Below are 20,989 nucleotides of genomic sequence, written 5' to 3' on the forward strand. Positions count from 1 at the left end.
CGTTGAGGCATGTCGCGTTGCCGTACGACTCCGACGAGCGGTTCGCCGCCGTGGTGCTGCCGCACGTGCGCGAGGCCCTGGACGAGGGCAGGCGGGTGCTCGTCGTCACCTGCACCGCCAGGCTCGGCCTGCTCGCCGAGGCGCTCGGCCGCGACGCGGGCCGCATCGACGGCAGGATCGCGGCCGCCTGGTACACCCATCCGCAGCGGACGCTGGCCGCGTACCACGAGTACGCGACGGAGGGGCCCGCGCTCATCGTCGGCGAGCCCGTCTGGGCGGGCCGTGGCCGGCGGGAGACCCGCGCGTGGATCCGCTACGAGTCGGTGCTCAACGTGGCGCTGCGGGGCACGGGAGCGCGGCTGCTGTGCCCGTACGACAGCCGCGGGGTGCCACCGGACGTGCTCGCGCACGTGGCGCTCACCCATCCCCTGGTCCTCGGCCCAGGCGGCGAGGCGGCGAGCGACGCCTACGTCCGGCCGCACGAGCTGGTGCTCGACGGGGACCACGCGCCGCTCCCGGACCCGGACGGGCGGGTGGAGGCGCTGCGTTTCACGGCGCCCGAGCTGAAGGCGCTCAGGCACGCGGTGGGCGACTACGCCAGGGCGGCCGGGATGGACCGCGACCTGATCTCCTCGCTGGTGCTCGGCGTCTCGGAGATCGCCGCCAACAGCGTCGAGCACGGCGCCGGGCACGGCACGATCAGGATGTGGGTGAACGGCAGGGAACTCGTCTGCGAGATCGCCGACCCGGGTGGCGCGCTGGACGACCCGCTGCCCGGCTACCTGCCGCCGGAGCCCGAGGCCTCACGGGGATACGGGCTCTGGATCAGCCGCCAGCTCTGCGACCACGTCGAGCTGCGCGCCGATCGGGGGACGCTGCGCGTGCGCCTGCACATGCGCCTGAACGCGGGATGAGGCGGGCGACCCGCCGCCGGCGTCAGGCGACGCCGGCGCTCTGCGCGGGGACGCGGACGGCGCCCTCCTCACGGGCGTACGACTCGAGCATGCCGCGGAGCTGGCGGCGGCCACGGTGCAGGCGGGACATCACGGTGCCGATCGGCGTGCCCATGCGCTCGGCGATCTCCTTGTAGGGGAAGCCCTCGACGTCCGCCAGGTAGACGGCGACGCGGAAGTCCTCGGGGAGCGAGCGCAGCGCGTTCATCACGACGCTGTCGGGCAGCCGGTCGAGCGCCTCCGTCTCGGCCGACTTCAGGCCGGTGGAGGAGTGCGACTCGGCGGCGTGCAGCTGCCAGTCCTCGATGTCCTCGGCGGCGGACAGTTTGGGAGAACGCTGCCGCTTGCGGTAGTCGTTGATGAAGTTGTTGGTCAGGATCCGGTGCAGCCAGGCCTTGAGATTGGTGCCCTCGCGGAACTGGTGGTAGGAGGTGTAGGCCTTGGCGACGGTCTCCTGGACGAGGTCCTCCGCGTCGGCGGTGTTGCGGGTCAGGCGCATCGCGGACGCGAAGAGCTGCGACGTCACGGGCACGACATCGCGCTCGAACCAGTCCTGACGCTGCTCATCGGTCATAGTGATCAAGTCATATCCCCCTAGCGCTATAGCCCCATCCCGGCACAGGCCTGCCGACAGTAGATTCCATGGTCGCAAGGCCCACGTAAGGGCCGCGTTAACGGTTACGCCTGGTCAGGGAGGTGAAGAGTCCATCTGGCTCGCGGCGTGCGTTATCACGTCCACGGCTGGACTTGTCTCATTACCATAACACTGCCCTTCCGATTTGCCGGAAAAAGTGGCGAGAGTCACATGAGATAGCGTATGACCATGGAATTTGTCGATCGTCACGACACCGGCACGCGTCACTGGGTGGCGGAGGCCATCCGCAAGGTGGAGGCCGACGCCAATCGAAGCTGTGACACGCACCTTCATGTCTTTCCGTTGCCCCCGCAGTGGGGGGTAAACCTCTACTTGAAAGACGAGTCGGTGCACCCGACCGGTTCACTCAAACACCGTTTGGCCCGTTCCCTGTTCCTGTACGGCCTGGCCAACGGCTGGATCGGGCCGTCGACCACGATCGTGGAGGCGTCCAGCGGATCGACGGCGGTGAGCGAGGCCTACTTCGCCCGGCTGCTGGGCCTGCCGTTCATCGCGGTGATGCCCGCCTCCACCTCGCCGGAGAAGTGTCACCTGATCGAGTTCTACGGCGGCAAGTGTCATCTGGTCGACGACCCCACCACGATCTACGAGGAGTCGCACCGGCTCGCCGCCGAGACGGGCGGCCACTTCATGGACCAGTTCACCTACGCCGAGCGGGCGACGGACTGGCGCGGCAACAACAACATCGCCGAGTCGATCTTCGCTCAGCTTGCGCTGGAGCCGCATCCGGTGCCCACCTGGATCGTCGTCGGCGCCGGCACCGGCGGCACCTCCTCCACGATCGGCCGCTACCTCCGCTACCGCCGCCACCCGACGCGCCTGGCCGTCGCCGACCCGGAGGGCTCGGCCTTCTATCCGAGCTGGGTCTCGGGCGACCCCTCGATCACCGCCCGCGGCTCGCGCATCGAGGGCATCGGACGGCCCCGGGTGGAGCCGTCGTTCCAGCCGACCGTGATCGACCGGATGCTGGCCGTGCCCGACGCCCGCTCCATCGCCGCGATGCACTGGGTGCGCGAGGTGACCGGTCGCGACGTCGGCGGGTCCACCGGCACCAACGTCGCCGCGTGCGTCGAGCTGATCAAGCAGATGCGCGAGGCCGGCGAGCGCGGCAGCGTCGTCACCCTCATCTGCGACGGCGGCGAGAGATACCGGGGCACCTACTGCGACCCCGCCTGGCTCGCCGCCCAGGACCTCGACATCCACCCGCACCTGGCCGATCTGCGCGCCTTCCTGCCCGGCTGACGGGCGCACGACCGACGCGGGGCGGGCAGGGACGGCAGCACGAGCGGGACGGGCGGGACGGGCTAGGAGGTGGCCTTGGCCGGGTCCACCCCGAAGATCTTGGCCACGTCGTCGAGCATCGCATGGGCGCCCTGGATGCCCACCGCGGTCATCCACGTCTGGTCGCTCACGTCGTGCTTCTCACCCTTGAGCTTGTTCCACAGCGGGTTGCCGACGAACTTCGCCTTGGGCCCGTCGCTGGTGGGGTCGGGGTAGGTCGCGACGAAGATGTGGTCGGCGTCGAGGTCGGCGATGCGCTCCTGGCTGACGTCCACCACGATCGAGTCCTCGACGGTGGGCTGGCCCTCGGGGCGGGGGAAGCCGACGTCCTTCATGACCAGGCCCGAGTACGACTTCTCCACGTACAGGCGGACCGTGGGCTCGCCGGCGAACCGGACGATGGAGATGGCCGGCAGCTTGCCGCCCTCCTTCTCCTTGATCGCCGCGCCGATCTTGGCGGCGCGGTCCTCGAACTCCTTGAGCCTGGTGTCCGCGAGGTCCTCCTTGCCGAGCGACTGGCCGACGAGGCGGAGGTTCTCCTTCCAGATCGCGCCGGTCGTCTCGCTGAAGACCGTCGGGGCGATCTTGGCGAGCTTGTCGTAGAGGGCCTCGTGCCGGACCTTGGCGGAGACGATCAGGTCGGGCTTGAGCGCCGCGATCTTCTCCAGGCTCGGCTCCTCCAGGGTGCCGACCGGGGTGGCCTCCTTGCCGTGCTCGGCGGCGACCGTGCCCAGGTAGTCGGGGAGCTTGTCCTCGATCGACCGGTAGGTCGTGTAGCCGACCACCGGCGTCTCCAGGGTGAGCACCGCGTCGACGAAGCTCTGGTCGAGGGCGACGACCCGCTTGGGCTGGGTCGGGATCACCGTCTCGCCCATCGCGTGCTTGATGGTGCGGAACGGCTGTCCGCCCTGGTCGGCCGTGGCCTGCCCGGCCGCCGGCGTCCCGGAGTCTGTCGAACCGCAGGCGGCAAGCCCCGCGAGCAGAGCCATGGCGCCCACAAGCGCGCGCAACGGTCTCATCGGAATCCCTCTCCCTTGCAAAGTTTAGGTAACCCTAATTTAGGTTAGCCCTGCCTAAGCTGACATACTTCACCGGGATCGGGCAAACGCTTGGAGGGAAACGTGACCGCCACCGCCGTCGCGCCACGTCTCCACGACCTGCACCGCCGGCGCCTCGTCGTGCTCACCGCCCTCCTCGCCGCCCTCGGCGTGGCGGTGGTGCTCAGCATCACCATCGGGGCCAAGGCCGTCCCGCTCCACGACGCCTGGCGGGCCCTGACCGACCCGACCGGCACCGAGAACGACATCGTCATCCGCTCGCTGCGCCTGCCACGGACGGCGCTCGGCGTGCTGGCCGGCCTCGCGCTGGGCGTGGCCGGGGCTCTCATGCAGGGCCACACCCGCAACCCGCTCGCCGACCCCGGCCTGCTGGGAGTCACTCAGGGCGCGGCGTTCGCGATGGTGTCCTCGATCATCCTGCTCGGCGCGCAGAGCGTGTTCGCCTACATCTGGTTCGGCCTGGCCGGCGCCCTGCTCGCCAGTGTCGGCGTGTTCGCGCTCGGCATGGTGGGCGGCAGGGGCGGCCCCACTCCGGTCACGCTGGCGCTCGCCGGAACCGCCGTCAGCGCCTTCCTGTACGCGCTGACCTCCGCCATCGTGCTCCTGGACGAGCAGGCCATGGACGTCTTCAGGTTCTGGCAGGCCGGCTCGATCGCCGCCCGCGGGTCCGACGTGGTCTGGCAGGTCCTGCCGTTCATCGCCGCCGGACTGGTGCTGGCCATGGCCAACACCCCGGGCCTGAACGCGCTGTCGCTCGGCGAGGACGTGGCCCGCGGCCTCGGCCAGAACATCGCGCTGACCCGTGCCGTCGGCGTCACCGCCGTCACGCTGCTGACGGGCGCCTCGGTGGCCGCCTGCGGGGCGCTGGCGTTCGTCGGCCTGCTGGTGCCCCATCTGACCCGGCCGCTGTCCGGCACCGACCACCGCTGGCTGGTGCCCTACTCCGGGCTCGCCGGCGCCGCGCTGCTGCTGCTCGCCGACGTGATCGGCCGTGTCGTCGCCCATCCCGGGGAGCTGGAGGTGGGTGTGGTGCTCGCCCTGGTCGGCGCGCCGTTCTTCGTCGCGCTGGTGCGCCGCAGGAAGCCGGTGAGGCTGTGATGACCGCCTTCCCGCTGCGCGTGGCCGGCCTGTCCTGGCAGGTACGGCTGCGCGGCACCGTCGTCACGCTGGGCGGCCTGCTGCTGCTCGGCCTGCTCATGGCCCTGAACATGCGCCTCGGCGACATCGAGATGAGCCTCGGCGAGGTCGTGCGGGCCACGTTCGACCCGGCCGACGCCGGCCACTTCGTGGTCATGGAGCTGCGCCTGCCGCGCGCGCTGACCGGCGCGCTGGTCGGCGGCGCCCTCGCGCTGTCCGGCGCGATCATCCAGTCCATCGCCCGCAACCCGCTGGCCAGCCCGGAGATCCTCGGCGTGACCACCGGCGCCTCGGTCGCGGTCGTCGCCGGCGTCGTGCTCAGCGGCAGCGCGTACGGCGGCGCCAGCGGCCTGTTCTCGGCCGTGGGCATCCCGGTGCTCGCCCTGCTCGGCGGCATGGTGGGCGCGGTCACCGTCTACGCGCTGGCCTGGAGGCGCGGCCTCGACGGCTACCGGCTGGTGCTGGTCGGCATCGGCGTGGCCGCCGTGTTCACCAACGTGAAGTACTGGCTGCTGACCGTCGGCGACGTCAACGACACCGGCCGGGCCATGGTGTGGATCAGCGGCTCGCTCAACGGCCGCGGCTGGGAGCACGTCGGCCCGGTGGCGCTGGCCCTGGCCGTGCTGGTGCCCCTGACGCTGCTCGGCACCCGCTCGCTGGCGGCGCTGCGGTTCGGCGACGACACGGTCACCGCGCTGGGCGTGCGGATGAACCCGGCCCGCGCGCTGATGATCCTCGCCGCGGTCCTGCTCGCCGCCGTGGCCACCGCCTCGGCCGGCCCGATCGCGTTCGTCGCCCTGGCGGCGCCGCAGATCGCCCTGCGGCTGGCCCGCTGCCCGCAGCCGCCGCTGCTGTCGTCGGCCGTCGTCGGCGCGGTCCTCACGGCCGGCGCCGACCTGATCGCCCGCACGGCCTTCTCCCCGCTCGAACTGCCCGTCGGCATCGTCACCGCCGTGCTCGGCGCCCCGTACCTGATTCACCTGATCTGGAGGGCAAGGAAATGAGGCTTCAGGCGGCCGGCGTCACGCTCGGGTACGGCGAACGCACCGTCGTCGAGAAGCTCGACCTCGGCGTCCACTCCGGCACGGTGACCACGATCATCGGCCCGAACGGGTGCGGCAAGTCCACGCTGCTGCGCGCCCTCGGCCGGCTGCTGAAGCCGCAGGGCGGCGAGGTGCTGCTGGACGGCAAGCGCATCGACCGGACGCCGACCCGCGAGGTGGCCAAGGTGCTCGGCGTGCTCCCCCAGGCGCCGACCGCTCCCGAGGGGCTGACGGTGGCCGACCTGGTCGCGCGGGGCCGCCACCCGCACCAGACCTGGTACCGGCAGTGGTCGTCGGACGACGAGGCGGCGGTGGGCCGGGCCCTGGAGATGACCGGCCTGGCCGACCTGGCCGAGCGGCCCCTGGACGAGCTGTCGGGCGGGCAGCGGCAGCGGGCCTGGATCTCGATGGCGCTGGCGCAGGGCACCGACCTGCTGCTGCTCGACGAGCCGACCACGTTCCTCGACCTGGCGCACCAGGTGGAGGTGCTGGAGCTGGTCCGGCAACTGCACCGGGAGGCGAGCCGGACCATCGTGATGGTGCTGCACGACCTCAACCTCGCGGCCCGCTACGCCGACCGGCTGGTGGCGATGCGCGAGGGCCAGATCGTCGCCGCCGGCGATCCGCACGAGGTGCTGACGGAGGACCTGCTGCGCGAGGTGTTCGACCTGGACGCCAAGGTCATTCCCGACCCGGTGGCGGGGACTCCTCTGGTCGTGCCGATCGGTCCCCGTTCCCGTCCGTGAGCGACCCCGGGAGGTCGGGGGCGAGCGCGGCGGCGCCGGCCGGTGGACCCCGGTGCCCGCGCGATGGGTTGACGGCCGGCGGCGGCCGGTCCTCGACGGCTCACTCCCCGGCGAGCGCCCGCGTGATGTCCGGATCGTCGGGAGCCAGCTCGGCGGCTCTGAGCAGGTCCTGTCTCGCCTCGTGCGCGCGGCCCGCGGCCCGGTGCACCAGTGCCCGGTTGAACAGCAGCTCGGCCGACTCGGCGAGCTTGAGCGCCTGGGTCAGGTCGTCCAGGGCGGCGGCGTGGTCGCCCGACTCGAACGCCAGCGCGCCCCGGCTCGCCCAGGCCGCCACCAGGTCGGGATCGAGCTCCAGCGCCAGGTCGAAGGCGGCCAGCGCCGCGGCCCGGCTGCCGGCGGCCGCCTCCACCTGCCCGAGCACGCACCTCAGGTGGGGGTCGCGCGGGGCCAGCGCCAGCCCGCGCTCGGCGTCGCGCCGGGCGGCGTCGTGGTCGCCGGCGGCCGCCAGCAGACCTGACCGGTTCGCGTAGGCGGGGACGAACTCGGGGTCCAGCTCCAGCGTGTGACCGAGATCGGTGAGGGCGCCGTCGAGGTCGCCGGTGGCGTAGCGCACCTCCGCCCGGTTGTAGTACGCCTCGGGGAAGGGCGGGCTGAGCCGGATGGCGGCCTCGTAGTCGGCCAGCGCGTCCGCGTGCCTGCCCAGCCCGTGGAGCACGGAGCCGCGGTCGAGGTAGTAGTCGGGGTAGCCGGGATCGGCGCCGATGGCGACGGCGTAGTCGGCCAGCGCCTCCTGGACGCGGCCGGCCCGGGCCAGGAGCTGGGCGCGGTTGGCGTACAGCACGAGCCGGTGGATCGGGTGCTCGCCGGGCAGGTCGCGCTCGGCCAGCTCGACGGCCTCCTCGACCAGGGCGAGCGCGGCGGCCATGCGGCCCCTGCGTACCTCGACGAGGGCCTTGCCGTTGAGGTCGAAGCCGAGGTGGAAGGCCCGCTCGCGGCGGTCGGGGAGCAGCGCGGTGATCGTGACGGCCTCGTTGATCCAGGCCAGCGCCTCTTCGGGGTCACGCCGGGCGTGGTCATGGTGGCGCACCAGGATCATGGCGGTGCCGTACGCGAGGGTGGCGCGGTGGCGGGGGTCGGTGCTGTCCCGGCGGGCGCGGTCGTACAGGGCGCGCGCCTCGTCCTCTCGTTCGACGGCCTCCAAGGCCGCCGCCACCCGCTGGACGAGGAGCCGCCGGCGCTCGGGCGCGGACGCGTACGACGTCCCGCGCAACGCCTCCAGACCGGCCTCGGCCATCGCGTGATGGAACCCCTCGTCGCGGAAGCGGTCGAAGTCAGCGCGCAGCGGGCCGGTCCGGGGTTCGGCGCCGCCGGGGACGATCCGCAGCAGGCCGGGGTCGATCCGCCTCCGCAGCACCTCGACCAGCTCGGTGTCGGTGGGGTCGGCCTCGCCGAGGTTGTCGGCCGTGACGGTCAGCGGCCCCGCCCGCTCCAGGTGGTCGCGGACGAACTCGGCCAGCCCGTTGGCGATCCGGAGCGTCCGGCGGGCGCCGGGGATGAGGATGCGCTGCGCTCTCGGCAGACCTTCGGCCAGCGTCCGCCTGCGGGCCGTGATCCCCAGGCCGGGCGCGGCCACGCGGATCTCGATGTCGTGCGCGGCCACCAGGTCGGGGCTGCGCTCCAGTGCCTCGGGAACCAGCCGGCCCAGCAGCGCGGCCCCGAGCGTGTAGGGGCCGCGGATCCGGCGGTCGGCGTCCAGAACGATCGTGTCCATGCGTCCCTCTCCCGTGGTGCGTGTCCGGTGCGGCCGCGGCCGGCGTCCCGGTGCGGGACGCCGGCGCAGGCCGTTTCAGACGCCGTGCCTCGGGGCGGCGCTCCCGGAAGGCTTCACGGTTCCGGGCTTGTGAACGACGATCTTCTTCATCGGGACCCTCTCACGTTCCAAACACGACGAGATCGCCCGAAAGGCGATCTCGGAGATGACCGGTTCATGTGAACACACGCCACCTCGGCGATCAAGGCTTGTCCCGGTAAGAGGTATTTCCTGTCACCCTATGAAAAAGGCCGAAATATGAGTGATATGTCGCCAAAAAGCGGGATCTAGTCGCCGAGGATGGCGTCCACGAAGACCTCGGGGTCGAACGGCGCGAGGTCGTCGGGCCCCTCGCCGAGACCGGCCAGCTTGACCGGCACCCCCAGCTCCCGCTGGACGGAGATGACGATGCCGCCCTTGGCCGTGCCGTCGAGCTTGGTCAGCGCGATGCCGGTGATGTTGACCACCTCGGCGAACACCTGGGCCTGCCGCATGCCGTTCTGGCCCGTCGTGGCGTCGAGCACGAGCAGCACCTCGTCGACCGTGGCCTTCTTCTCGATGACCCGCTTGACCTTGCCCAGCTCGTCCATGAGACCGGTCTTGGTGTGCAGCCGGCCGGCGGTGTCGACGATGACGACGTCCGCCTTGGCCTCGATGCCCCTGGCCGTCGCGTCGAAGGCGATCGACGCCGGGTCGGCCCCCTCCGGTCCGCGCACGACCTCCGCGCCGACGCGGTCGCCCCACGTCTGGAGCTGGTCGGCCGCCGCGGCGCGGAACGTGTCGGCCGCGCCGAGCACGACCTTCCTGCCGTCGCCGATGAGCACCCGGGCCAGCTTGCCGGTGGTGGTCGTCTTGCCCGTGCCGTTGACCCCGACGACGAGCACCACCGCCGCCCGCTCGCCGTGCTTGGCGACGTTGAGCGTGCGGTCGAGGCCGGGGTTGATCTGGACGAGGAGCTGCTCGCGCAGCAGGGCGCGAACGTCCTCGGGGCTGCGGCTGCCGAGCACCTTGACCCTGGTGCGCAGCTCCTCCACGATCGCCTGCGTCGGAGCCACCCCGACGTCGGCCGTGAGCAGGAGTTCCTCGATCTCGTCCCACACGTCGTCGTCGAGGCGGTCACGCGAGAGCAGGTCGAGCAGCCCGCGGCCGAGCGCGCTCTGCGAGCGGGCCAGCCTCGACCGCAGCCGCACCATCCGGCCGGCGGACGGCGGCGGCACCTCCAGCTCGGGCTTGACGACGACCGGCTCGGCCGGCTTGACCGGCGGCGGGACCGTGGTGGTCGCGCCCTCACCCTCCTCGCCCGCCGGCGCCGGGCGCTTCTCCTTCTCCTCGGGAAGCGGCACCGTCTCGGGCGGCTTGACCGGCGGCGGCGCTACCTTACGGCCCGGTCGGAAAAGCAGGAACAGGCCACCCGCCGCCAGCAGGGCGACGAGTGCCACGATCACGATGACACCGAGGTAACCATCCACAACATGTCAGTTTTCCAGATCAACCGGCATGGTCGGGCCCAGGGCCACGCCGATCGAGCGGACTTGTGGCTGATCAGGCGGGTTCGCACTCGCGCAGGCGCCGGCCGATCAGGCGGGCTCGCGCTCGCGCAGGCGCTGGCTGACCACCTGGGTGACGCCGTCGCCGCGCATCGACACGCCGTACAGCGCGTCGGCGATCTCCATCGTCCGCTTGTTGTGCGTGATGACGATCAGCTGCGAGCTCTGCCGCAGCTCCTCGAACAGGGTCAGCAGCCGCTGCGTGTTGGTGTCGTCGAGCGCCGCCTCGACCTCGTCCATGACGTAGAACGGCGAGGGCCGCGCCTTGAAGATGGAGATCAGGAACGCCACCGCCGTCAGCGAGCGCTCGCCGCCCGACAGCAGCGACAGCCGCTTGACCTTCTTGCCGGGCGGCCGAGCCTCGACCTCGATGCCGGTGGTCAGCATGTCCTCGGGGGCGGTGAGCACCAGCCGCCCGTCGCCGCCGGGGAAGACCCGGGTGAAGATCTGCTCGAACTCGCGCGCCACGTCCTCGTAGGCCGAGGCGAACATCTGCTCCACCCGGTCGTCGACCTCCTTGACCACGGTCAGCAGGTCGCGCCGGGTCTTCTTGAGGTCCTCGAGCTGCGAGTTGAGGAACGCGTGGCGCTCCTCAAGGGCCGCGAACTCCTCCAACGCCAGCGGGTTGACCTTGCCGAGCTGCTGCATCTGCCGCTCGGCGACCCGGGCGCGCTTCTCCTGCTCCTCGCGCACGTACGGCGTGGGCGGCTCGCCGGGGACGGGCGCCTGCGGGCCGTACTCGGAGATCAGCGTCTCGGCCTCGACGCCGAACTCCTCCAGCGCGCGCTGCTCCATCTGCTCCAGGCGCATCCGCTGCTCGGTGCGGGCCATCTCGCTGCCGTGGACGCGGTTGACCAGCTTGTCGAGCTCCTGCCCCAGCTCGCGGACGCGCACCCGGACCTGCTTGAGCTCGGCGTCGACGGCCACGCGGGCCAGGTCGGCGTCGTCACGCTCGCGCGCGGCGAGCCGGACCGACTCGGCGAGAATGGCGAGGACCTGCTTGGCGCCCGTGCTCACGGCCTCGGCCACCGCCGCCTGCCGCCTGCGCCTGGCGCGCTGGGCGGCGGCCTGGGCCCGTTCCTGCCGTTCGCGCTGCGCGGCGCGGATGAGGCCGTCGGCCCGGCCCTCGATGCCCTTGACGCGCTCCTCGGCGGTGCGCACCTGCAGACGGGCCTCCACCTCCCGCTGCCTGGCGCTCTGGCAGGCGGCGGCCAGCTCGTCGCGGGCGTCGGTCGTGGGTTCGGTCTCCAGCTCCTGGGAGTATTCGGCCTCGGCCAGCCGGATCTCCAGCTCGGCCAGCTCCTCCAGACCCTCGGCGCGCGCCTCCTCGGCGGCGGCGACGCTCCTGGCCAGGCGTTCGGCCTCGTCGTGGGCGGCCTTGGCGGCGGCCTCGAACTGGGCCAGCCGCCTGGCCACGGCGGCGTGCCGCTGGTCGGCCTCCCGCTGCCGGGCCCTGACCTGGTCGAGACCGCTCTGGGCGGCGCTCACCCCGGCCTGGGCGGTGCCGGCCGCGGTCTGCGCCTCGCTCACCCTCGCCTGGGCCGCCTCCAGCGCGGCCCGCGCCTCGTGCTCGGCCGCCACCGCCTCGTCCAGCGCCAGGGCGGTGCGCTCGGCCCTGGCCTCGGCCTCCGCCAGGTCGGCGACGGCCTCGTCCAGCGCGGCCCGCACCTGAAGCACGGACGTGCCTCCCTCGGAGCCGCCGCTGGCCAGGTGGGGACCGACGAGGTCGCCGTGCCGGGTGACGGCCCGCAGCCCGTGGTGCCGCTCGGCCACGCGGTGCGCGGCGTCGAGGTCGTCCACGACGACGACGCCGGCGAGCACGTGGTCGACGGCCGCCCGAAGGTGGCCGGGCACGGTCACCAGCGCGGCCGCCCACTCCCCGCCCTCGGGCGCCGGTCCGCGCGCCGGAGCGCCTTCGGAGTCGGCCCGGACCGAGCCTGGGACGTCGGTGCCGGGCGCGCCCGCGACCAGCAGGGTGGCCTGGCCCCCGTCCTTGGCCCGCAGCAGCTCCAGAGCCTGGACGGCCGTGCCGAGCGCGACCACGGCGACCGACTCGGCGACCGGCCCGAGCACGGCCGCGACCGCCGGCTCGGCGCCCGGCGTGACCTGCAGCGAGGCGGCGAGCGGCCCCAGCACCCCGTCGAGGTCGGCCTCCAGCAGCCTCGCCCCGCCGTCGCCCCCGCGGGCCAGGCCCAGCTCCAGGGCCTCTGTGCGGGCCCGGAGAGCGGCCACGGCCCGCTGGGCCTCCTGGTCCGCGGCCCGGGCCGTGCCGACCGCCGACGAGGCCGCCTGGAGGGCCGCGCGGGGCGCGTCAAGGCCGGCCTTGGCCTCCTCGACGGCGACACGGGCCTCGTCGGCGACGGCCTTGGCCTGCTCGACCAGCTCCTGGGCGGTGGCCAGTTCCTCGGCCAGCACCGGGTCGGCGGCCGGCTCCTCCTGGCGCTGCGTCTCCAGGTCGTCGAGGGCCCGCCGCTCGCGGTCGGCCGCGTCGGCGACGGCCCGGCTGAGCCGGCCGATCTCCTCCTCGGCGGCGCGCGACCTGCTGCGTACGGAGTCGACCTTGCCGCGCAGCCGGGCCAGTCCCTCGCGGCGGTCGGCGGCGGCCCGTGCGGCCAGGGCCAGCCGCTGCTCCTCGGCGCCCAGCGCGGCCTCCGCCTCGGCGCGCCGCTGCACGGCGTCCTCCAGCAGCTCCTGGGCCTGCTCCAGCTCCGCCCGGAGGATGAGCTCCTGCTCGCGCACCTCGGCGGCCTCGCGTTCGAGGTCCTCGGGGTCGCGTCCGCGGCGTTCGACGGCCGCGGCGTCGAGGGCGTGGCGGTGGCGCTCGGCGGCGAGCTGCTCCAAACCGGTGATGCGTTCGCGCAGGGAGGACAGCCGGAAGTAGGTCTCCTGGGCGGCGCTGAGCCGTGGCTGGGCCTCGGCCTCGGCGCTCTCCAGGGCGGTCTCGCGCTGCTGGGCCTCGGCCAGCTCGGCCTCCACCTGGGTGCGCCGGGCCAGCACCGCCGCCTCGTCGGCCGCCTCCCGCTGGAGGGTGTCACGCAGGATGCCCACGTCGTCGGCGAGCAGGCGCAGCCGCGCGTCGCGCAGGTCGGCCTGGATCACGGCGGCCTTGCGGGCGATCTCGGCCTGGCGGCCGAGGGGCTTGAGCTGGCGCCGCAGCTCGGTGGCGAGGTCCTGGACGCGGGTGAGGTTGGCCTGCATCGCGTCGAGCTTGCGCAGCGCCTTCTCCTTGCGCTTGCGATGCTTCAGGACTCCGGCGGCCTCCTCGATGAACGCCCGCCGGTCCTCGGGGCCGGCGTGCAGCACGGCGTCGAGCTGCCCCTGGCCGACGATGACGTGCATCTCACGGCCGATGCCGGAGTCGGACAGCAGCTCCTGGATGTCCAGCAGCCGGCAGGTGTCGCCGTTGATGGCGTACTCGCTCTGGCCCGACCGGAACATCAGGCGGCTGATCGTGACCTCGGTGTAGTCGATCGGCAGCGCGCCGTCGGAGTTGTCGATGGTCAGCGTCACCTCGGCGCGGCCCAGCGGCGGCCTGGACGAGGTGCCCGCGAAGATGACGTCCTCCATCTTGCCGCCGCGCAGCGACTTGGCGCTGTGCTCGCCCATGACCCAGGCCAGGGCGTCGACGACGTTGGACTTGCCGGAGCCGTTGGGGCCCACGACGCAGGTGATGCCCGGCTCGAAGCGCAGGGCCGTCGCGGAGGCGAAGGACTTGAAACCGCGCAGGGTGAGGGTCTTCAGATACAAGCGCCGGCCCCCTTCTCCCTGGACGACCTTCGACGTGCCCGGCGTCCCTGGACGGGACCCGGAGAAGCCTACTGGTCATCACCGGCCGGGCGCTGGCCGCCGCGACATCCTCAGCGGCCGGCCAGGCAAAACGCCGGGAAAGAGCTCCCGCAAGAGGGCAAATAACAAGGGACGCCTCGTGGAGACGTCCCTGGATCTTGCGTTCCGATCACTCTCAGGTGAGTGCCGGCTCGCGCTCCTGCATGCGGCTGAGTGCCTCATCGCGGGTTTGCGCCGCAAGAGCGTCATTCTGGGCCTGAAGCCGGATGAGTTCTGCCTCCAGGTCGCGGATGCGCTGCTGCAAGCGACGCATCTCGGAGACCATCCGAGGGTCAGGACCACCGACGTGGCCGAGTAGAGCCTTCGCCATGGTAAAGGGTCCTCCACGCTGAGTGACCAGACTGGTTCGCGCACTTCTTATTCCGCGGGAGGGGTGCGCGTGGTACCTAACAAGAGTCGCACCGGCAGTGTGGGCGGTCAAGTCGGACGGACCACCACGCCCCGCAGAGGGGCACTCCCGACATATAACTATACCCCATTTGGGCGGTTTAGCGAAACCGGCTACCGCTCCCTGAAACCGCCCAAACTACCTCGGACTTCGCTCCATCGTTCCACTACTCCATCGACCCTGCCCGGCGTGTCGCAACCCCTCAGCAGCTCCAGCAACTTGACGCACGCTTGACGCGGCCCCTGGGCCACCACCTCGACCCGGCCGTCGTCGGTGTTGCGAGCCCAGCCCTGCAGGCCCAGCTCCAGCGCCCGCGCCCGGGTCCACCAGCGGAACCCGACGCCCTGCACGTGTCCCCTGACCCACGCGGTCAGCCGCACGTCCTCCACATCCCACCCCTTCCCGGCGGATCTCACGCCACCCGGTGACGCCCGGCGGCCTCCTCGGCGGCCACCTGCGCGGTCACCTCGGCGAAGGCGCGCACCGCGGCGGTCTCGGCCGCGCCCAGCCACACCAGCCCGAGCACCGAGGCGGGCAGTCCCGTGACGGGGACGAAGGTCACGTCGTCCCGCTCGTGGTAGACCGCCGTCGGCGTGCAGAACAGCATCCCGCCCCGGCCGAGCGCCACCAGCGTGATGCCCTCCTGGCTGGTGGCGACCGTACCGCCCAGAGTGACGGGACGGCCCGCCGGGGTGCTGGCCGGGGCCACCAGCTCGCGCCAGCGGCGCGGCGCCGGCCCCTCCAGGCCGATCAGCGGCAGGTCCGCCAGCTCCTCCGCCGCGATGGCGGACCTGCCGGCGAGCGGATGCCCGGCGGACAGCCCGAGCCGTACGGGCACCTCGTTCAGCCCTGGACTCGTCCGCAGGTCGGGCTCGTCCACCGGCAGCAGGGTGAAGGCCACGTCCACCAGGCCCGCGCGGACCTTCCCGAAGGGGTCGGCGAGCGGCACCTCCACCAGATGGACCTCACACGACGGGTACAGCCGCTCGAACGCCCGCACGGCGCCGGTGACCAGGCCGGTCGGCGTCCCGAGGAAGCCGGCCCGCAGGACGCCCGTCACCTCGCGGGCGGCCGACCTGGCCCGCTCCACCGCGCCCGTCAGGCCGTCGTAGGCCGGTCGCAGGTCTGCCAGGAACCGCTCGCCCAGCGGCGTGAGCCGGACCCGCCTGCTGGTCCGCTCGAAGAGCCGGGCGCCGATCCGCGTCTCCAGCCCCCGGACGAGCTGGCTGACCCGGCCGGGCGACAGGTACAGCCGTTCGGCGGCCCGCGCGAAGTGCAGCTCCTCGCTCAGGACGACGAAGCACTCCAGTTCTCTGAACTCCATGTCACCCCTTAGTCCCACTAAACCAAGCCTGAGGGTCCCGTCATTGTTCCCCCGGCGCCACAGTCCGACGCTGGAGCGCATGACCACGACCACGACCCCGCCCCGGGACACCGGGGCCGCCTGGCTCGCCGTGACCACGGTCGCGGTGGGCACCTTCACCGTCGTCACCGGCGAGATGCTGCCGGTCGGGCTGCTGACCCCGATCGCGGCCGAACTGGAGGTGTCCGAAGGCACTGCGGGGCTGACGATGACGGCTCCCGGCCTGGTCGCCGCCGCCTCCGCCCCGCTGCTGACGCTCGGCGCGCGGCGCCTCGACCGGCGGACGGTGCTGTACGGGCTGATGGCGCTGCTGGCCGCGGCCAACCTGCTGGCCGCGCTGGCCCCCGCCTACCCGGTGCTGCTGGTGGCCCGGGTGCTGACGGGAGTGAGCATCGGCGGGTTCTGGGCGTTCGCGTTCGCCATGGCGGGCCGGCTGGTGCCGGAGCCCCAGGCCGGCCGGGCGGCGTCGGTGGTCGCGTCGGGGATCGCGGTGGCGTCCGTGCTGGGTGTGCCGGCCGGGACCCTGGTCTCCTCGTTCGCCGGCTGGCGGGTGGCGTTCGCCGCGGTCGCGCTGCTGGCGGCGGGCGTGTCCGTCGCGCTGGCCAGGGTGCTGCCGCCGCTGCCCGCCGAACGGGCCGCCCGCGCGGCCGATCTCCGGCGGGTCTGGCGTCCCGGCCCGCTCAGGGTCGTGCTGATCGTCACGGCTCTGGTGGTGACCGGTCACTTCGCGGCCTACACCTACGTCCGGCCGTTCCTGGAGCAGGTGGGGGGTGCCGGCGCCGCGGGCGTCGGCGCGATGCTGCTCGGGTACGGCCTCGCCGGTGTGCTCGGCAACTTCGCCGCCGGCGCCCGCGCCGCACGGCGGCCGGCGCGCGTGCTGGTCACCCTGGCCGCGCTGATCGCCGTCGCGACGATCGCCCTGCCGGTGGCCGGGGCGGCGACGGGCCCGGCCGCCGCGCTGCTCCTGCTGTGGGGCGTCGCCTACGGAGGGGTCTCGGTGACCCTGCAGATCTGGGTCGCCGGGACGGGCGGCGGCGAGGCGGGCACGGCCATGCTGACGGCCGTCTTCAACGCGGCCATCGCGCTCGGCGCGCTGGCCGGCGGGCGCGTGGTGGACGGCGTGTCGGTGTCGGCCGTGATGTGGCTCGGCGCCGGTCTCGCGCTGGTCAGCGCGGCCGTCGCTGGCATCGCGGGCAGGAGAACGACGAGCGGTTCATGAACGCCTCACGCATGATCGGGGTCCCGCAGCGCGAGCAGGGTCGATCGCGCCGGCCGTACACCTCCAGCGAGCGTTCGAAGTAGCCGCTCTCGCCGTTGACGTCGACGTACAGGCTGTCGAACGACGTGCCGCCCTGGTGCAGGGCCGCGGTCATGACCTCGCGCACGGCCGCCAGCAGTTCGGCGATCTTGGGCCGGGTGAGGGTCTGGGTCGGGCGGGCCCAGTGCAGCCTGGCCAGCCAGAGCGCCTCGTCGGCGTAGATGTTGCCGACGCCGCTGATCAGCGACTGGTCGAGGAGGGCCCGCTTGACCTCGGTCCTGCGCCTGCGCAGGGCGGCGGCGAACCGGTCGTCGTCGAACGACTCCTCGAACGGGTCGGGGGCGATGTGCGCGATCGGCTCCGGAACCCCGCCGGCCAGCGCGGTCAGCATGACGTGGCCGAACGTCCGCTGGTCGACGAAGCGCAGGTCGGAGCCGCCGTCGCCGAAGCCCAGCCGGACACGCAGGTGCTTCTCCGGCGGCGAGCCCGGCGCCACCACCAGCAGTTGGCCGCTCATCCCCAGATGGGCGAGCAGCGCCTCCTCGGGACCCGAAAGCGGGAGCCACAGGTATTTGCCGCGGCGTTCGGCGGAGAGCACCACCCGGCCCTTCAGCCGGGCGGCGAAATCGTCGGGGCCGGCGAGGTGGCGCCGGACGGCGCGCGGGTGCAGCACCTCGGCCGAGGTGATCTCCCGGCCGGCCACCCACTGCGCCAGGCCGCGCCGGACGACCTCGACCTCAGGCAGCTCAGGCAACCTAGCCCGCCGGCTGGCTCTCGCGCTGCTCGCGGCGGGCCCGGATGCGGGTCCAGGCCGCCTCGGCCGCCTGCTGCTCGGCTTCCTTCTTGCTGCGGCCGCTGCCCGAGCCGTAGGACTCGCCGCCCACCCGCACCTCGGCGATGAACGACTTGGCGTGGTCGGGACCGCTCTCCTCGACGTGGTATTCGGGCACGCCGAGCGCCTCGGAGGCGGTGAGCTCCTGCAACGAGGTCTTCCAGTCGAGCCCGGCGCCGAGCGAGGCCGAGCGGACGATCAGCGGGTCGAACAGCAGATGGACCGCACGGAAGGCCTCGTCGAGGCCCTTGTCGACGTAGACGGCGCCGATCAGCGCCTCCAGCGTGTCGGCCAGGATCGACGACTTGTCTCGCCCTCCGGTGCCCTCCTCGCCCCGGCCCAGCCGCAGGAAACGGCCCAGCCCGAGGCCCCGGGCCACGTCGGCCAGGGCACGCATGTTGACCACCGCGGCCCGCAGCTTGGCGAGCTGTCCCTCGGGCAGGTCGGGATGGTTGCGGTAGAGGGTGTCGGTGACCACCAGGCCCAGCACCGAGTCACCCAGGAACTCCAGGCGCTCGTTGGTGGGCAGGCCACCGTTCTCGTAGGCGTAGGAGCGGTGCGTCAGCGCCCGCTCCAGGATGTCGGGGTCAAGGCTGACGGACAGCACCCGATCGAGCTCTGCTCTGGCGACCTCCACGGCCACCGGCTTGGGACCTGCGCCCACGGCTTTCCTCCTCGGACATCTTCACAAGGCGCGACGGCTGCGGAGATGCCCGAAAACGTGGTGGGCGTCGGGGAGACTGAGCCCCGGCGTCCACCACGACCGCGGGCGAACCACTACCGCACGCATCTAGACGTTAACGCCGACCGGGGCACAATGGCACCCGGTCGGCAACACGTCAACTACGCGGGATCAGGCAGACGGCTCGACGACCTGACGGCGGTTGTAGGTGCCGCAGGTGGGGCACGCGATGTGCGGCTGCTTGGGCGAACGGCACTGCGGGCAGCTCACCAGGGCGACAGCAGTCGTCTTCCACTGGGAGCGACGGGCGCGGGTGTTGCTCCGCGACATCTTTCGCTTCGGGACGGCCACGTCACTTCTCCTGATCGTTATCGTTCTCGGTAATCAGACCTTGCAACGACGCCCATCGAGCGTCGATCTTCTCGTGCCGGTGATCGGCGCCGGCCTCGGCCAGCTTGACCCCGCACTCCACGCAGAGCCCCTCGCAGTCGTCACGGCAGACGGGGCTCAACGGCAGTGCGAGCACCACCGCGTCGCGGAACGTCGGCTCGAGGTCGAGCAGCTCCCCGTCGAGCAGCGAGTCGTCCTCCGAGGCGTCCTCGTCGGAGTAGAAGAACAGCTCCTGCAGGTCGACCTCGATCTCCGAGGTCACCGGGTCAAGGCACCGCGCGCACTCCCCGGCGAGCGGGGCCTGCGCCGTGCCCGAGACGAGCACGCCTTCCATCACTGCTTCGAGCCGGAGGTCCAGCTCGACTTCGGCGTCCTTGGGGACACCGATCATGTCGACGCCGAGATTCGCCGGAGCCGGGAGGGTCAGGGTCAACCGCCGCATCGTGCCCGGCCGCTTTCCCAGGTCGTGAGTGGAGATCACCCAAGGGGAGCGGGGGTCGAGGTGCTTAGTCATCCTGCTCTCGCTAGGCATGGCGGAACTGTCGCCGTCGTACAAGGCCGAAATGAAAGGATAGCAGGTGCGGCTCAGCCCCTGAGCCGCTCGGTGAGCAGCTTGTGCACGAGGTCCGGCACCAGACCCGACACGTCGCCCCCGTACCTGGCGATCTCCTTGACCCTGCTGGACGACAGGAACGAGTATTCGGGGTTCGTCGGCATGAACAGCGTCTCCACGCCCGACAGCCGGTAGTTGAGCTGGGCCATCTGCAACTCGTAGTCGAAGTCGCTGACGACCCGGATGCCCTTGACGATGGCCGGGATGTCGTTCTGCTTGCAGAAGTCGACCAGCAGGCCGTGGAACTTGCGCACCTTGACGTTCGCGAACTCCTTGGTCACGGTCTGCAGGATCTCTATCCTCTCGTCCACCGTGAACAGGCTGCTCTTCTCCAGGTTGATGAGCACGGCCACGGTGACCTCGTCGTACAGCCGGGCGGCCCGGCCGATGATGTCGAGGTGACCGTTCGTGATGGGGTCGAACGACCCCGGGCAGACAACGCGGCGCAAGACGCCTCCCAGGTCTAGGGGCAGGTCTACGGGTTCCCGGCGGCGCGACCGTACCAAACGGACGCTTCCCCATAACGACGGACCCTCTCCTCAACGTAGCCTTCGGGCCACATCAGGGCCTTTCCCCTCGTCTCCCTCTCGAACGCCACCAAAGCGCCCTCCCCCAGCCACCCGTTGTCCCGCAACAGCTCCAGCACCCGGGTGACCTCCTCACCGGACACGGCGTACGGCGGATCGGCGAACACGATGTCGTACGGCTCGCCTCGCGGCTCCTCGGGCGACCCCTCGCCCCGCCCCCCTCCCCCGGGCGGCCTGGCCAGCAGGCGCTCCACCTTGTCCGCCACCACCTGGGCCCCGTCCAGCTCCAGCGTCCGGACGTTGGCCCTGATCGTGCGGACCGCCCTGGGGTCCGACTCGACGAGCAGCGCGTGGGCCGCCCCCCGCGACAGCGCCTCCAGCCCGACGGCCCCCGAGCCCGCGTACAGGTCCATCACCCGCGCGCCCGCCAGCCCGTACAGCGAGTCGAGCGTCAAGAAGATCCCTTCTCGTGCCCTGTCACTGGTCGGCCTGGTGCCGCGCCCCGGCGGCACGACCAGGCGTCGCCCACCCGCGACGCCCGCGATGATCCGAGTCATGGGGGTCATTGTTCCGCATATCGGCGCAGGTCAAGAGTGGACAAGTGTCGGCCTCGACAGCGCAAGGGTGATTCACAACACCCCGCCTGCCACGCATGATGAGTCTGCGGCCTTCGAGGTGACCCATAAGAAGGCCGACCGGCGTGGTCGTGAGCCCTTCCGCACGCCGGTTCCCCCGGCACCTGACCCGGGGGGCTGGGCCCAGCCGGGGACGGCATTCGGGGGGAGGCCGTCCCCAAGGCTGGGCCCAACACCTTTTCCACACCGGCCACCCGTACGGGGCCCCAGGGCCTCGCCCACGTC

At 72.2% G+C, this 20,989-nt stretch carries 20 protein-coding genes; 6 read left to right on the forward strand and 14 right to left on the reverse strand.

The genetic code is table 11. From position 1 onward, the window contains the following. The first annotated feature begins 2 nt into the window (after nucleotides 1-2). Nucleotides 3-914 carry an anti-sigma factor RsbA family regulatory protein gene (locus FHU36_RS39605; protein WP_185089244.1) on the forward strand — a complete coding sequence of 304 codons (912 nt, stop codon included), beginning with the start codon at nucleotides 3-5 and terminating at the stop codon, nucleotides 912-914. 22 nt (nucleotides 915-936) lie between these two features. Here FHU36_RS39605 and FHU36_RS39610 read toward each other — a convergent pair whose 3' ends face one another. Continuing rightward, nucleotides 937-1,527 carry a sigma-70 family RNA polymerase sigma factor gene (locus FHU36_RS39610; RefSeq protein ID WP_221497289.1) on the reverse strand — a complete coding sequence of 197 codons (591 nt, stop codon included), beginning with the start codon at nucleotides 1,525-1,527 and terminating at the stop codon, nucleotides 937-939. A 249-nt stretch (nucleotides 1,528-1,776) separates the two neighbouring features. Here FHU36_RS39610 and FHU36_RS39615 point away from each other — a divergent pair, with 249 nt between their 5' ends. Continuing rightward, nucleotides 1,777-2,850, forward strand: coding sequence for a PLP-dependent cysteine synthase family protein (locus FHU36_RS39615; RefSeq protein WP_185089246.1), 1,074 nt, complete (start codon nucleotides 1,777-1,779; stop codon nucleotides 2,848-2,850). Nucleotides 2,851-2,912: 62 nt separating this feature from the next. Here the strand turns inward: FHU36_RS39615 and FHU36_RS39620 are convergent, their stop codons facing one another. After that, nucleotides 2,913-3,908 (reverse strand): ABC transporter substrate-binding protein, encoded by a 996-nt coding sequence (locus FHU36_RS39620; RefSeq protein WP_185089247.1) that lies wholly within the window; start codon nucleotides 3,906-3,908, stop codon nucleotides 2,913-2,915. Nucleotides 3,909-4,010: 102 nt separating this feature from the next. Between FHU36_RS39620 and FHU36_RS39625 the strand changes: the two genes are divergently transcribed. From FHU36_RS39625 to FHU36_RS39635, 3 genes are read left to right on the forward strand one after another with little or no spacing between them, the layout of a single operon-like run. Beyond that, a complete protein-coding gene (locus FHU36_RS39625; RefSeq protein ID WP_185089248.1) occupies nucleotides 4,011-5,045 on the forward strand; it encodes a FecCD family ABC transporter permease in 1,035 nt (344 codons plus the stop codon). After that, nucleotides 5,045-6,088 carry a FecCD family ABC transporter permease gene (locus FHU36_RS39630; RefSeq protein ID WP_185089249.1) on the forward strand — a complete coding sequence of 348 codons (1,044 nt, stop codon included), beginning with the start codon at nucleotides 5,045-5,047 and terminating at the stop codon, nucleotides 6,086-6,088. Before FHU36_RS39625 ends, FHU36_RS39630 begins: the two co-directional genes overlap by 1 nt. Further along, nucleotides 6,085-6,873: an ABC transporter ATP-binding protein gene (locus FHU36_RS39635; RefSeq protein ID WP_185089250.1), complete on the forward strand. Its 789-nt coding sequence runs from the start codon at nucleotides 6,085-6,087 to the stop codon at nucleotides 6,871-6,873. Before FHU36_RS39630 ends, FHU36_RS39635 begins: the two co-directional genes overlap by 4 nt. Nucleotides 6,874-6,973: 100 nt before the next feature. Here FHU36_RS39635 and FHU36_RS39640 read toward each other — a convergent pair whose 3' ends face one another. The 6 genes from FHU36_RS39640 to FHU36_RS39665 all read right to left on the reverse strand — a co-directional run bounded on the left by FHU36_RS39640 (nucleotide 6,974) and on the right by FHU36_RS39665 (nucleotide 15,788). Next, nucleotides 6,974-8,644: a tetratricopeptide repeat protein gene (locus FHU36_RS39640; RefSeq protein WP_185089251.1), complete on the reverse strand. Its 1,671-nt coding sequence runs from the start codon at nucleotides 8,642-8,644 to the stop codon at nucleotides 6,974-6,976. Nucleotides 8,645-8,970: 326 nt separating this feature from the next. After that, the gene (gene ftsY / locus FHU36_RS39645) at nucleotides 8,971-10,152 is read right to left on the reverse strand and encodes a signal recognition particle-docking protein FtsY (RefSeq protein WP_185089252.1); all 1,182 of its coding nucleotides are present in this window, start codon (nucleotides 10,150-10,152) and stop codon (nucleotides 8,971-8,973) included. Nucleotides 10,153-10,260: 108 nt separating this feature from the next. After that, complete coding sequence (gene smc / locus FHU36_RS39650; RefSeq protein ID WP_185089253.1) at nucleotides 10,261-13,977, reverse strand: chromosome segregation protein SMC; 3,717 nt, start codon at nucleotides 13,975-13,977, stop codon at nucleotides 10,261-10,263. Between the two features lie 214 nt (nucleotides 13,978-14,191). Continuing rightward, nucleotides 14,192-14,386: a hypothetical protein gene (locus tag FHU36_RS39655; protein ID WP_055505123.1), complete on the reverse strand. Its 195-nt coding sequence runs from the start codon at nucleotides 14,384-14,386 to the stop codon at nucleotides 14,192-14,194. A gap of 191 nt (nucleotides 14,387-14,577) precedes the next feature. Then, nucleotides 14,578-14,853, reverse strand: coding sequence for an acylphosphatase (locus tag FHU36_RS39660; protein WP_185089254.1), 276 nt, complete (start codon nucleotides 14,851-14,853; stop codon nucleotides 14,578-14,580). Between the two features lie 23 nt (nucleotides 14,854-14,876). Then, complete coding sequence (locus FHU36_RS39665; RefSeq protein WP_185089255.1) at nucleotides 14,877-15,788, reverse strand: LysR family transcriptional regulator; 912 nt, start codon at nucleotides 15,786-15,788, stop codon at nucleotides 14,877-14,879. Between the two features lie 79 nt (nucleotides 15,789-15,867). Between FHU36_RS39665 and FHU36_RS39670 the strand changes: the two genes are divergently transcribed. Next, complete coding sequence (locus FHU36_RS39670) at nucleotides 15,868-17,046, forward strand: MFS transporter (RefSeq protein WP_185089256.1); 1,179 nt, start codon at nucleotides 15,868-15,870, stop codon at nucleotides 17,044-17,046. Here the strand turns inward: FHU36_RS39670 and mutM are convergent. The 6 genes from mutM to rsmD form a co-directional block, all read right to left on the reverse strand. Further along, nucleotides 16,994-17,839 (reverse strand): bifunctional DNA-formamidopyrimidine glycosylase/DNA-(apurinic or apyrimidinic site) lyase, encoded by an 846-nt coding sequence (gene mutM, locus FHU36_RS39675; protein WP_185089257.1) that lies wholly within the window; start codon nucleotides 17,837-17,839, stop codon nucleotides 16,994-16,996. The two genes, FHU36_RS39670 and mutM, sit on opposite strands and share 53 nt — an antisense overlap. 1 nt (nucleotide 17,840) lies before the next feature. Then, nucleotides 17,841-18,560 carry a ribonuclease III gene (gene rnc / locus FHU36_RS39680; RefSeq protein ID WP_185089715.1) on the reverse strand — a complete coding sequence of 240 codons (720 nt, stop codon included), beginning with the start codon at nucleotides 18,558-18,560 and terminating at the stop codon, nucleotides 17,841-17,843. Nucleotides 18,561-18,770: 210 nt separating this feature from the next. After that, nucleotides 18,771-18,950: a 50S ribosomal protein L32 gene (gene rpmF / locus FHU36_RS39685; protein ID WP_082535183.1), complete on the reverse strand. Its 180-nt coding sequence runs from the start codon at nucleotides 18,948-18,950 to the stop codon at nucleotides 18,771-18,773. A gap of 1 nt (nucleotide 18,951) precedes the next feature. Beyond that, nucleotides 18,952-19,521, reverse strand: coding sequence for a YceD family protein (locus FHU36_RS39690; RefSeq protein ID WP_376774206.1), 570 nt, complete (start codon nucleotides 19,519-19,521; stop codon nucleotides 18,952-18,954). A gap of 53 nt (nucleotides 19,522-19,574) precedes the next feature. After that, nucleotides 19,575-20,051, reverse strand: coding sequence for a pantetheine-phosphate adenylyltransferase (gene coaD, locus FHU36_RS39695; RefSeq protein WP_185089258.1), 477 nt, complete (start codon nucleotides 20,049-20,051; stop codon nucleotides 19,575-19,577). A gap of 26 nt (nucleotides 20,052-20,077) precedes the next feature. Continuing rightward, on the reverse strand, nucleotides 20,078-20,686 hold the full coding sequence (gene rsmD / locus FHU36_RS39700) for a 16S rRNA (guanine(966)-N(2))-methyltransferase RsmD (RefSeq protein WP_185089259.1): 609 nt from the start codon (nucleotides 20,684-20,686) through the stop codon (nucleotides 20,078-20,080). Nucleotides 20,687-20,989 lie beyond the last annotated feature (303 nt).

The sequence above is a fragment of the Nonomuraea muscovyensis genome (assembly GCF_014207745.1).
Taxonomy (GTDB): Bacteria; Actinomycetota; Actinomycetes; order Streptosporangiales; family Streptosporangiaceae; genus Nonomuraea; species Nonomuraea muscovyensis.